This is a genomic window from Serratia sp. N21D137 (assembly GCF_047530005.1).
Taxonomy (GTDB): domain Bacteria; phylum Pseudomonadota; class Gammaproteobacteria; order Enterobacterales; family Enterobacteriaceae; genus Chania; species Chania fonticola_B.
In genome coordinates, this window is the sequence record NZ_JBLJAJ010000003.1 from 216533 (window position 1) to 229105 (window position 12573).

Annotated in this window: 11 protein-coding genes and 1 pseudogene; 7 read left to right on the forward strand and 5 right to left on the reverse strand. The window is 53.9% G+C overall.

Annotation, left to right across the window (positions count from 1 at the left end; all coding sequences use genetic code 11):
• Positions 1–414: 414 nt before the first annotated feature.
• A pseudogene (locus ACMV5H_RS04240) lies at positions 415–772 on the reverse strand (helix-turn-helix domain-containing protein); the annotation flags it as partial.
• A 143-nt stretch (positions 773–915) separates the two neighbouring features.
• Here ACMV5H_RS04240 and ACMV5H_RS04245 point away from each other — a divergent pair.
• The 5 genes from ACMV5H_RS04245 (at position 916) to ACMV5H_RS04265 (ending at position 5885) form a co-directional block, all read left to right on the forward strand.
• Complete coding sequence (locus ACMV5H_RS04245; RefSeq protein WP_414821491.1) at positions 916–1737, forward strand: AraC family transcriptional regulator; 822 nt, start codon at positions 916–918, stop codon at positions 1735–1737.
• Positions 1738–1862: 125 nt separating this feature from the next.
• Positions 1863–2624, forward strand: a complete 762-nt coding sequence (locus ACMV5H_RS04250) for a hypothetical protein (protein ID WP_115158996.1) — start codon at positions 1863–1865, stop codon at positions 2622–2624.
• The gene (locus ACMV5H_RS04255; RefSeq protein ID WP_181817525.1) at positions 2605–3333 is read left to right on the forward strand and encodes an RES family NAD+ phosphorylase; all 729 of its coding nucleotides are present in this window, start codon (positions 2605–2607) and stop codon (positions 3331–3333) included. Before ACMV5H_RS04250 ends, ACMV5H_RS04255 begins: the two co-directional genes overlap by 20 nt.
• 305 nt (positions 3334–3638) lie before the next feature.
• Positions 3639–4640 carry a PQQ-binding-like beta-propeller repeat protein gene (locus ACMV5H_RS04260; RefSeq protein ID WP_371822171.1) on the forward strand — a complete coding sequence of 334 codons (1002 nt, stop codon included), beginning with the start codon at positions 3639–3641 and terminating at the stop codon, positions 4638–4640.
• A 480-nt stretch (positions 4641–5120) separates the two neighbouring features.
• On the forward strand, positions 5121–5885 hold the full coding sequence (locus tag ACMV5H_RS04265) for an HNH endonuclease (protein WP_115158994.1): 765 nt from the start codon (positions 5121–5123) through the stop codon (positions 5883–5885).
• A gap of 48 nt (positions 5886–5933) precedes the next feature.
• Here the strand turns inward: ACMV5H_RS04265 and ACMV5H_RS04270 are convergent, their stop codons facing one another.
• The 3 genes from ACMV5H_RS04270 to ACMV5H_RS04280 are packed head-to-tail and all read right to left on the reverse strand — an operon-like array spanning position 5934 to position 9615.
• Positions 5934–7544, reverse strand: coding sequence for a hypothetical protein (locus ACMV5H_RS04270; protein WP_414821492.1), 1611 nt, complete (start codon positions 7542–7544; stop codon positions 5934–5936).
• Between the two features lie 51 nt (positions 7545–7595).
• Positions 7596–8387, reverse strand: coding sequence for a DNA polymerase beta superfamily protein (locus ACMV5H_RS04275; protein WP_094982194.1), 792 nt, complete (start codon positions 8385–8387; stop codon positions 7596–7598).
• Positions 8388–8391: 4 nt separating this feature from the next.
• Positions 8392–9615, reverse strand: coding sequence for an RtcB family protein (locus tag ACMV5H_RS04280; protein WP_115158992.1), 1224 nt, complete (start codon positions 9613–9615; stop codon positions 8392–8394).
• 189 nt (positions 9616–9804) lie between these two features.
• Here ACMV5H_RS04280 and rtcR point away from each other — a divergent pair, with 189 nt between their 5' ends.
• Positions 9805–11376 (forward strand): RNA repair transcriptional activator RtcR, encoded by a 1572-nt coding sequence (gene rtcR, locus ACMV5H_RS04285; RefSeq protein ID WP_414821493.1) that lies wholly within the window; start codon positions 9805–9807, stop codon positions 11374–11376.
• A gap of 35 nt (positions 11377–11411) precedes the next feature.
• On the opposite strand, the gene ACMV5H_RS04290 is transcribed toward rtcR, so the two are convergent.
• Positions 11412–11894, reverse strand: coding sequence for a hypothetical protein (locus ACMV5H_RS04290; RefSeq protein ID WP_037376596.1), 483 nt, complete (start codon positions 11892–11894; stop codon positions 11412–11414).
• A gap of 119 nt (positions 11895–12013) precedes the next feature.
• On the opposite strand from ACMV5H_RS04290, the gene idi reads away from it, so the two are divergent.
• Positions 12014–12568: an isopentenyl-diphosphate Delta-isomerase gene (gene idi / locus ACMV5H_RS04295; protein WP_115158991.1), complete on the forward strand. Its 555-nt coding sequence runs from the start codon at positions 12014–12016 to the stop codon at positions 12566–12568.
• Positions 12569–12573 lie beyond the last annotated feature (5 nt).

The window sequence follows — 12573 nt, forward strand, 5'->3', positions numbered from 1 at the left end:
GCACTGGCTAAAAATGGTATGTGTTCTGCCCGGCCTGGTTTGACCGGATGCGCATTATATGTGCACTTGCCGCCAAGATGGAAACATTACTCGCGCCGATACCTCACTTTTTTGTAGCCGGATATGGGGAAAAGTGTTCTTTTGGTAAATTCCTGCCTTAGCGTAGCCCATTTCCCCCTCGCCATGGTGGATCGAGATAAGATATTTACAGCCGATTGCCGCCGTTGAAACCTCTGCTGACAATGCCTGATGTCGCCTTTCAGGCTATACGCGGTGACGGATAATCCCTGCTGGAGCAGCGGCTGTTGCGAGTACCCACCTGCCCCAGCGTACAGCTCCCCTGCTGCACGTGCCCCCCTGATTTCATCGGCGGCAGCGCAATCATCTCCACCTCTGGCGTTGGCTCATTGGTCATATGCAACGGCGGTTGCAAACCCTCACCAGGCCAGTCCAGATTGCGGCGATAGGCCGCTGGCGGCACACCAAACTGCTTTTTAAAACTCCGGGTGAAGGTCTGCTGGGAGTCGAACTGGTATTTATCTGCGATACAGGCAACCGTGGTGCTGGTCAGGCGCAGTTCACGCGCCGCCGCCGTCAGCCTTCTGCGCCGGACATAGCTCCCCAACATTTCACCGGTGAAGTGTTTAAACATCCGTTGCAGGTGCCATTTGGAATAGCCAGATTTGGCCGCGATGCTACCCACCGTCAAGAGCTGATCCAGGTTTTGCTCAATCCAGGCCAGAAGTTGACTGATGACATTTTCCTGGTGCATAGCCTCTCCTTTTGCGTTATCGGTCATGAGCGCGTTACCACAAAACACGCCAGTGGCGCTTACTCTATCGGCGTTGGCGCTAGACCACATTGCACAATCAAGACATAATATTGCTCAAACACGCCAATGTGATAATTATTCTCATGAAAGCTACTTGCCAAGATCCCAGGCCCGATATCGATAACGTGCCACGCGCCATCTTCGCGGTTCAGGCATCAAGCGTGCAGAAAGACTGGGAATGCACCCATCATCGTCACCGCAAGGCGCAATTGATTTACACGGTGCGCGGCATGATCCGCTGCGAAGTGGAAAATGGCCTGTGGCTGGTGCCGCCACAGTGCGCGCTATGGATGCCCAGTAACGTCAGCCACAACGCGCGGGCCACCAGCCAAAGTGAATGTTATTGCCTGTTCGTTGAGCAGGATGCCATCCCTGGTTTGCCGCAAAACTGCTGTACCCTGACAGTGTCCCCTTTGCTGCGAGAGCTGCTGCTGCAGGCCAGCCAGTTCGATATTCTCTACCCGGAAGAGGGCCCGGAAGACCGCATTGCGCAGGTTTTGTTGGATCAACTGGCCGCCGCGCCGCTGGAGAACCTGCACCTGCCGGTGTCCAATGATGCACGCATCCGCCAACTGACCGAACAACTGCTGGCCAACCCGGCCGATAAATCCACTCTGGGCCAGTGGGCACAACGCATTGGCATGAGCGAGCGTTCACTCAGCCGTACGCTGCAACAGCAGATGGGCATGAGCTTTGGCCACTGGCGGCGGCAATTACATGTGATGCTGGCTCTGCAACGCTTAACCCAAGGTGAAAGCGTCCAGACCGTGGCGTTAGATCTCGGCTACGAGAGTGCCAGTGGCTTTGTCACCATGTTCCGTAAAGCGGTAGGTAAGCCCCCTGCCCGTTATCTGGCCGAAAAAGCTGCTGCAGATCAGGCTGTTGCTGGTGCGATTAGGCTGTGAGTTCGTTCTTCGACTGAACATGTTGCCTGCATCTGTTCTGGTCAATTCTCACACAACCTGCTATAACTGAGGATAGTTTGGTTAGAATGATTAAAACGGTTAGCTTTAGCTAACGGGAGAAGAGAATGCTGGCCCGAGAAATCGACATCAACAGAGATGGCCTCAGGATCAGGGAAGATGGGCTGCAGATGGTCATCAGTAAAAGGAAAATGAAGGCGCAGAAGCCTTTCTTTCAGCTGAAAGTTGATATAGACAACTCAACGTCTCTCGGCGTGGTCGAAGAGCACCTGAAAATCATGTTGCAAACTCTCCGCCAGGTTAGAGAAGCTGAAAACGATCACGGCGACATATGCCACATCGACGAAACACGTTTTGAAGCCATGTTTCATAGCCTGGAGCAACAGATCAATCCAGATGACACTGCCCGGATAATTCTTCCGCGGGATACGCAAAAGCCCGTCAACCACAGCGGACTGGTTGATATCTCCAAGGTGGAGCGCGGGCGTGAGCATATCCTGGCGGCCAGTGAATGGCTCACGGCAGAGCAGATTTCCCATCTGGCAGGCTTTGCTACCGAGAATCCCTCGGCCCAGCCAAGCAAATGGAAAAGCCATAACCGCATATTTTCATTGAAGAAAGGGGCAACACAACTCTTTCCTCGTTATGCGCTGGATGATAACTATCGCCCTCTCCCCGTTATGGCAGCGTTACTCGCCAGCTTTAAAAACCTGAAACACGGCTGGGGGCTTGCCCAGTGGTTCGCGACGTCAAACGCCCTGCTGGCTGGCCGCCGTCCCATGGAGATGTTGCAATCATATCCGGCCAATGTGATTGCGGCGGCGGAATATGAAGCGAAAAGGATCGCCGATGGGGCAGAACAAAATTAAACAGAAGGGTGAGCCCAAAAAGGAAGATTTTGGTTCACCCATTTTTCTTGGCCGCAAGATTACTGCCCCTGGTAAGACTCTGCGGGTAAGAATCGAAGTCATCCCCAAAGGCACGGTGTTACATCGCTGCCATGATGCGCAGTACCCCGGTGACAGTTTTAATCCCGGCAGAATATTGCTTCCCCATGAGTATGGAGCCCGCTTCAGCCCTATCTGGGATGCGGCCTCGGATCTGATCCCCACCATGTATCTGGCCAGCAGTTGCGAAGCCGCAATCGCAGAATCGGTTTTTCACGATGTGGTCGCCACCGGCAAAACGGAATTTTTCGACTTACGCCCATTTACCAATATGCACTACATCCAGTTGCAACTAGAGCGGGATCTTAACGTCGTCAGTTGCCGAGCACAGGACTGCATCTATATGGGCATCGATCGTGACGAATTGATCGGCAGTTCCCAGCTCGAATACTCACAAACCCGAGCCTGGTCGCAGGCTATTTATCAACAGCATCATAACGTTGACGGAATGAAGTGGTACTCAAAAAGAGATGACGATCATTTCGCCTTGGTCCTGTTTGGCGGCCAACGGGTCATGGCTAGTGAACTCTCAATAGTCGAACCCTCAAGCCGTCTTCTCAGCCATAAAACCCTTGGCCAAATTATCCAAAAGACCGCCGAGCGTCTGGGCCTGATCCTGACCGAAGAGTAGACACTGGCCGGATATTCTCCTCTCTCTGATTTCCCTAAACGTGACAGTTATCGCCCCAAGCAACAAAAGTGCTCCCCTTCCGTAAGAATAATGATTATCATTCACAAATATAGTGAGCCGCATGCGATGACATGTCCGGCCAGATTTTGCTTTCGATTCAATGTTGAGCCCGATTTAGCCGCCGAGCAGCAGCCCGGTGGTGACCTGTATTTTGATGAAATGGAGCTTTTATGAACGCTATGATGACCACCAGCCGTAAGTTTGGCGGACGTGCGGTTTACCCTCTGTTACTGCTCAGCAGCCTGATGTTTTCCACCTCTGTGCTGGCACAGACAGAAACGGAACTGCTGCGTAAGCCGGTAGGTAAAGGCGCTTACGAGATGGTGTACAGCCAGGGCGAGAATGCGCTGTATCTGGCAACTTCACAGAGCCGCAAGCTGGATAAGGGCGGCATCGTCTATCGCCTCGACCCACAAACGCTGGATATCACGCAGATCATTCATAACGATATCAAACCGTTCGGTGCCGCCATCAATACCAAGACCGACACTCTCTATTTTGGTAACACCACCAGTAACTCGCTGACCGCGATCGACGGCAAAACCGGCGAAGTGAAAGGCCGCCTGGTGCTGGATGCGCGTAAACGCTCTGATACCGTCAAACCATTGGCCCCGCGTGAGCTGGTGGCAGACGCGACCACGGACACCGTCTATATCACCGGCCTGGGCGAATCCAGCGTGGTTTGGGTTGTGGATGGCAAGGATCTGACCCTGCGCACCACCATCACCGAAACCGGTAAATACGGTACCGGTCTGGCGCTGGATGCAGCGGCAAGCCGCCTGTATGTGACCAATGCCGATGGCGAGTTGGTGACTATCGATACCAAAACCAACAAGGTGCTATCACGTAAGAAGCTGGATGAGTCTAAGGAACACTTCTTCCTGAATATCAGCCTGGATCCGGCAAACCATCGTGCGTTTATTACCGACTCCAAACAGCCACAGGTGCTGGTTGTTGATACCAACAACGGCAACATTCTGCAGAAGATCGACGTGCCGGAATCCCTGGCCGTGCTGTTTAACCCAGCGCGTAATGAAGTCTACGTCACTCATCGTAAAGAAGGCACCGTGAGCGTGATCGACGCCAAGAGCTACAAGCTGTTGGAAACCATCAAGACGCCAACGCATCCAAACAGCCTGGCACTGTCACCAGATGGTAAGACGCTGTATGTGAGCGTGAAACAGGCTTCAAGCCGTGAAAAAGAAGCGACCGATCCGGATGATGTGATCCGCATTGCGTTGAAATAACAGCGTTATTCTCCCTCACCCTAACCCTCTCCCCAAGGAGAGGGAATCGAACGTGCAACGGTTTACCCCAGCGTTTGAAAGCCACAGCGCTGGGGTGGGAAGAATAGTCTCAACCTGGCTTTTTACCCTTTGGCTCCCGCTTCTCTCCCGCTAATGTCAATCCACGTCAAGCTCCTTAACGAAGCTTATCACTTAATTACCTGAGCTTATCTTGAGCCAGCGATCACGATGTCCTACGGTATCGGTAGTTTGAATGGATAGCTAACTGACCATAAAAGGATCAATGATCATGGGAAAGGTCATCCAGGACGCCGTTAATCTCAGACAAAATCCACGACCCCCTGAGGCTGCAAACATTTATTCACTGGCTCGCCACGTAGGGGCGCTGCATGTTATCGATGAAAGTAGGCAATCACCGATGTGCCTGGCATAGTAAGTGGCTCAACTAACACCATTAAGTTATGCCACAACGAGGCCCTGATGGTTGCCGTCAATCTCTGGACACGGGAACAGTTGCTGGTAGCTTTTACGCTATACAGCCAAATCCCTTTTGGTAAATTGCACGCCAAAAACCCCGACATTATCCACTATGCAGGGTTAATCGGCCGCTCACCTTCGGCATTGGCAATGAAGTTAGTGAATATCGCCAGTCTGGATCCGTTTATCGTTAACTCTGGCCGTCGTGGACTGACAGGGGCATCCAAAGCAGATGAAGCGCTATGGCGAGAAATGAACCTCGACAGCGACGCCTTTGAACGGCAGTGCCAATTGGCGATGACACAGTTGCGGCCTCCGGTCACGGCCTTACATGACAGCGTAATAGAAGACTTCAGTGGCAGAGAAAGAACCACCATCATCAATGCGCGTGTTGGCCAGCAGTTGTTCCGCAAGCGGGTGCTAGATGCGTATGAAAATCGCTGTTGCCTGACCGAACTGGAAGAACCGATGCTGCTGGTCGCCAGCCATATCCGCCCGTGGAAGCATACCGTTGAACATCGGCTCAACCCCAACAACGGATTATGTCTGTCCAACCTGCACGATAAAGCGTTCGATCGCGGGTTAATCACCTTTAATGAACACCTTGAGCTGGTGCTTTCACCGCGCCTTAAACAACTGAAAAGCACCATCAGCGAAGAGAACTTTGCCAAATATGAAGGTCGCAGGCTGAGGCAACCGGTCGATTTCCCTCCAGATGCCAGCCAGTTGGCCTATCATCGGCAAAACATTTTTATCGCTAAAAACTGAAAAGCCCTGAGAATGACTCTCAGGGCGGTTGACCAAACCTACATCGACTCAGGCTGTCGCAATCTTCAGATTTGCGCACAACGCTTGCAGCCGCTCGCGTAACTGCTCATCGGGTTCAATACGTAAGCCCACCAGCAAAGCCTGTAATATTTCAGGTGACCAAGCAGTCTGTGGCCATGCTTCTAAAGCGTTAAGCGTCATATGCCGGTTACGGATCACCTCACTACGTAACCCTACCGCCAACAATGACCTGCCCATGCCGGGGAATTTTTTGAGATCCTGCAGCACAAAATCCAGCGCCTGATGCTGTCGATAAGCCAACCCTAGCCCCATCGCCGTTCCTGGACCGGAGGCGATAGCCCCTAAATCCAGCTGCTGTTCGGCCAGCGATATCACTCTGGCAATATGCTCTGGTTGGTCGGTCTGCATTAACTGATACCAGTTGTCATCCGTTGGATCTGCTGACTGCCGTGAGTAAATGGCCTCCCACGGATCCTGCTGACGCAGCCGGCTAGCGGCAACGGCCAGATTGAAAAGATACTTGTCACTCCCCTGCAAGTCATTGTCGATAACACCTGGCCATTGCGGCTGTGCCATCACCGCATTGGTCAGTTCGACCAGCCGCCCGCACTGATCCTGAGTCCACGTGGCATTCTCTGCACCACTTTGTTCCTGTGCAAAACGTGCAATATCACCCGCCGCCAGATAATGCTGTATTTCTGCCGGAGGAGCCGCTAACAAGCATCGCAGATAACATTCGCAAGCCTGCGCGCCATCGTCATAATCATACATATCCCGCGCCGGACCGCCATTAATTAACGCCTGCAAAATCTCCGCAGCGCCCAATAACCGCGCCGCATCAGGTTGCCGCTGCATTGCCTGGAGCAGTTGTCCATGGATAGCGCAATGCCAGGCAGTGTATTCATACATCACCGCGTTGCGATAACCTTCGCAGATCAACCAATCGCGGCTTTGTTGCGTCAAGGGGGTGGGTAAAAGCTCGATCAGTTGTACTCTTCCCCAACCATCAGTCCGCTTGGCCAATGCAAGCCAGGCGCTTTCATACTCATCGGCGGGTAGCATTGATCCTAATGCCACTACCGCATAGAGTGTGAACTCGTCATGCCCTCCCAATACGTTGAGTATCTCGCGGTTTTTCTGCGTCGGGAACAGAGCCAACAGCGCCATGGCGACCTTGACCACGTTACGATCCGGGCTTTCGGTGGCCAGCCATTCCACCAAAGCTTGCAATGTGTTGGCGGGCAACTGCGGATCCTGTGCAACCTCAGGCAACAATGCATCGATATAATCTAACGGAGTTTCCTGACACAACAGATTATAGAGCTGCTCGACATTCTGCTGCTGCGGCTTATGCAACACACTTCTTAGTGTAACCATGATGGCCTCAACCGGCGATTCATATTCGGTTGTGCCCCCATGATGACCAAAAACTCCATCAAGCGCCCCTGCCGACCAACGGATTTTGCCATCAATGGCCGGGGGCTCATCCGGCAAGATTTGCGCTTCCGCGGGCAATGGCTCGGCCCTATGCTGCCAAGGTGCCAACCAACGATAAATTGCCGTACGGTCGGCCGCCCAAGGAGCCGGGAAAGCCTTTGGAATATCCTTGCCAAATAAACGTGTTAACCATGTTTTCATTTTTTATCCTTATCATTTCATGACCGGGGAGCCTTCCTTCTCCCCGGTTGATTACCCCATCACCGTGCGATAAAGCAGTTCATCCAGCGATTGGTCGCTGCGGGCCGGGCTGTCGGGCAAGGCCTCCTGCCGGGCATCCGCCGTCAGTTCCTGCGCGATAAACGCGTGGATCCTTTCTCTACGCGGGCCGTACTCTGCCTCACCTGCGCGCCGTTTCGCCGCCAGTAATTCATGGATTTCCTCCAACAACAGCGGATCCGCCACCGTGCCAGCCAACAGTTGGTCAAAACGCATCGGTGGCACGCCCTTGCCCGCTTCTATCCAGCGCACCGCCAGCAACGGGCGCAGCACGTAGAAGTATTTCTTCAGCCGTACCTGCTCCCCCTGCAAATAGCCACGGAAGTTTTTCCTGGCCATCGACAGGTAGTGCCAACGCGCCCGCTGCGCGGAGAACCACTCCGGCACCACATCCCGCAACGCCGCGACGCTCTCAGGGGCTTCCTGATACACCACCGGTGAATCCAGCCACTCGATCAGCGTCGGGTTAGCCCGTTTCAGCAAGCCAAGCGCCTTGCGCCATTCCCAGCCACAGACATCCAGCTCATGATCGATTGGCAGCTCTATCACATCCCTCTGCGCTTCTACCCGCAGATACCATTCTGGTGGGTGAACATACAAAAAGCGCACGTCGTAATCGCTGTCCGGCGAGGCAAAGCCCCAGCCGCGACTCCCAGACTCGCAGGCATAAAGCACCCGCACGTCGTAACGTTTTTCTACCTCACCCAACGCTTGCCGGACTCTTTCCCGCATGGCGCTGTCCACGCCGTTTAATTGCTGTTCCATCACGTTATCCTTTTACACATACCACCTGCCGCAGGGTATGGACGATTTCCACCAGTGAAGACTGTGCCGCCATCACCGCATCGATATCTTTATAAGCCATTGGGATCTCATCGATCACCTCGCTGTCCTTACGGCATTCCACATGTTCGGTGGCCCGGATCTGATCGGCCACGGTGAAGCGTTTTTTCGCCGCCGTACGGCTCATGGTGCGGCCAGCGCCATGGCTGCAAGAGCAGAAGCTCTCTTCGTTACCCAATCCGCGCACAATGAAGCTTTTCGCCCCCATTGAACCGGGGATGATCCCCATCTGCCCTTTCTGCGCAGACACGGCCCCTTTACGCGTCACCAACACCGGCTCACCAAAGTGCGTCTCACGTTGCACATAGTTATGGTGGCAGTTCACGGCCTCTTGCTGGGTAATAAACGGTTTGGTCACGATACGCGACAGCGCCGCCAGCACGTGTTCCATCATCACTTCCCGGTTATGACGAGCAAAATCCTGCGCCCAACCCACGGCTTCCATGTAATCATCAAAATGCTGGCTGCCTTCCTCGAAATAGGCCAGATTACGATCCGGCAGGTTAGCGATATGCTGTTGCATATCCTGCTGCGCCAACGCAATAAACAATGAGCCGATGGCATTCCCCACGCCACGGGAACCGCTATGCAACATCACCCACACCTGCTGCGTTTCATCCAGGCAGACTTCGATAAAGTGGTTACCCGTTCCCAACGTTCCCAAATGCTGATAGTTGTTGGTTTTCAGCAACTGCGGATATTTGTCGGTCAAACGCTTAAAGCGCGGCAGCAACGTGGCCCAATGCTGATCGACCGTTTGCGGTGGAGTTTCCCAGGCCCCTTTATCTCTTCTGGAACGGGTCGAGGTGCGGCCATGCGGTACCGCCTGTTCGATGGCGCTACGCAGCCCGGCCAGGCTATCCGGCAGGTCGGACGCCACCAGCGAAGTACGCACCGCAATCATGCCGCAACCAATATCCACGCCAACGGCCGCCGGAATAATTGCGCCACGGGTAGGGATCACGCTACCAATGGTGGAGCCTTTACCCAAATGCACATCCGGCATCACCGCCAGATGTTTAAAAATAAACGGCATTTTGGCCGTATTCAGCAACTGCTCACGCGCTTCTGGCTCTACGGGCACGCCCTGTGTCCACATTTTGATCGGTGCGCTGTTAACCGGTGCCATCAACTCATAATTATTCTTCATTCTTTAGTCATCCTTTTTCTTTTGACGTAGTGGATATAGCGAAAGGCGTGCCAACTCGGTCAAAAATACGCATTAAAATCACAATATATTGATATTTAACCAATAAATAATTAATCAAAGATAACTGGCGATGATGCCAACAAGTCGTTATTTTATCTTGCAGGATAGTAATTTATCGCAAGGAATAATATGAAGCGCAGAGTTGTGATCGGCGTGCTGGGCACCACGCTGGATAAACGTGGCAAACGGGAAAACCGCTGGAACAAGTGGCGGCCAACGGTGGGGCTGTGCCAGCAGCCAGACTTGCCGATCGATCGCCTGGAGCTGCTACATCAGCCACGCGATAAAGGTATGGCGCAGCAGGTGGCGGAAGATATCGTGGCAGTTTCGCCAGCCACTCAGGTGGTATTACAGGAAGTAGCACTCAAAGATCCCTGGGATTTGGAAGAGGTGTACAGCGCCTTTCTGGATTTCGCCAGCCGCTATCCGTTTGATACCGAGAACGAAGACTATCTGGTGCATATCACTACCGGCACCCACGTGGTTCAGATCTGCTGGTTCCTGCTGACCGAGGCACGCTACCTGCCTGCTCAACTGCTGCAAACCGCTCCCGGTGAAAAAGCCGATCGCCCGTCCCCGCAAGGGATCTACTCGGTAATCGATCTGGATCTCAGCCGCTATACCGCGCTCACCAGCCGTTTCCTGCATGAACAACAGCGTTCGGTGTCGTTCCTCAAAGCCGGTATTGAAACGCGCAACGCCATCTTTAACACGCTGATCGACCAGATTGAACGCGTGGCCCTGCGTTCCAATGCCCCCATGCTGCTCACTGGCCCCACCGGAGCCGGCAAGTCCTTTTTGGCCGAGCGTATCTACCAACTGCGGCACTCGCGCCATCTGGTGAAAGGCCGTTTTGTCGCGGTGAACTGTGCCACCCTGCGCGGCGATAACGCCATGTCGACCCTGTTTGGTAATGTGAAAGGGGCATTCACCGGAGCATTGAAGGCGCGGGCGGGCCTGCTGCGAGAAGCCGACGGCGGTGTGCTGTTCCTTGATGAGATCGCCGAGTTGGGATTAGACGAACAGGCGATGTTATTGAAAGCCATCGAGGAAAAAACCTTCTTCCCGTTTGGTGCCGATAAAGAAGCCAGCAGCGACTTTCAACTGATTGCCGGTACCCACCGAGATATGCGCGACTGGATAGCCCAAGGCCGTTTCCGTGAGGATTTATACGCCCGTATTAATATGTGGACCTTCCCACTGCCGGGCCTGGCTGAGCGCCGCGAAGATATCGAGCCCAACATCGATTACGAATTACAACGCTTTGCCCGCAGCAACCAGGCGCAGGTCCGGTTCGATAAAGACGCCAGGCAGCGTTACCTGGCTTTTGCCCGTTCCCCGCAGGCAGCTTGGCGCGGAAACTTCCGCGAACTGGGATCTTCCATCGCCCGCATGGCCACGTTGGCGGAGCAAGGACGCATCAATCTGCCGCTGGTCGATGAAGAGATAGACCGGTTGAAATCCCATTGGCAGGGGAATACCACAGCGCAACACCCCGTCGAGCTGGCCAATATCGATTTGTTTGAGCAAAGCCAGTTGGAGACAGTGCTTAAAGTGTGCCGAACCTCCCCGTCACTTTCCGAAGCGGGTAGACAGCTGTTTGCCGTCTCGCGCCAGCAGAAAAAGCAGCCCAACGATGCCGACCGGTTGCGTAAGTACCTGGCGCGCTTTGGTCTGAATTGGGACGAGGTCCGAAAATAGAGGCTGAATGGGCACCGTATGCAGCGCCGGTTTAACTATTTTAGCCCCAGATACGCCTTTGCCACCGCCATATCATTGAAGGTGATATCAACCGCAATAGGCGGTTGCCCTTTGCGATAGAGGAAAGCTCCCCAACCGCCCTCATCTTCCGAGTCCGGCTGTGGTTTTTGGCTATCGAAGATCATCCGTTGGTCTTTACCCAACGTAAAGATCAGATAGCGTTTGTCGGTGCTCACCACCTTCACATGTAGCGCTTCAAAACTTTGGGTGATCTCGCTGGCATAATAAGACCAGTCGTCCATGGCGGTAGAGTAATCCATCGCCTGTTCCGAGTTTTCATCGGCAAACGTTTTAAGCTCAGGCTGGATCAGCACCAGCTCCGTTTGCTGCATTGCAAACGCATCCTGTGCGAGCGTTGGGTCATAGGGGCTATAAAGCGTAACCGGGGCCGCAAATGCCATGGCGCTACTTACCGCCAGCACCAGGGCCGAAAGGATACCGAAATTCCGTTTTCTCACGTTCACTCCTGAATGTTCCATCAACCCTCATCGAAACAGAGAGATTATCCCAATATTTGATAGTCGCCCAGTTTTGCCTATAGTAGCAGTCGTACATCGCGATTAAATTGGAATCTTCAATGACCCAGCAGCATGTCGTTTTACTTGATGAACAAGGTCAACCCACCGGCGTGATGGAAAAATATGCGGCCCACCAGCAACAAACGCCCCTGCATCTGGCTTTCTCTTCCTGGATCTTCAACCCGCAGGGCGAGTTGCTGATCACCCGCCGAGCGCTGAGCAAAAAAGCCTGGCCCGGCGTTTGGACCAACTCGGTCTGTGGCCATCCGCAGTGGCAGGAGAGCACCGAACACGCCATCGAGCAACGCTGTTTGTATGAAGTGGGCCTGAGCGTGGAACAGATCACCGCCGTAGACCCCGATTTCCGCTACTGCGAGACAGACGCCTCCGGCATTATGGAAAACGAAATCTGCCCGGTTTACGCGGCATTGGCTAAGGATGCGGTTGCAGCCAGAGCAGATGAAGTGATGGACTTCCACTGGGTTGATTTACCCGCTTTGATCTCTGCGGTAACGGCAACCCCCTGGGCCTTCAGCCCTTGGATGGGGCAGCAGTTGGCGAGTGCCAAAACGGAGCAAAACCTGCTCGCCTTCGCCACTCGCACTTCCGCCTAAACCAC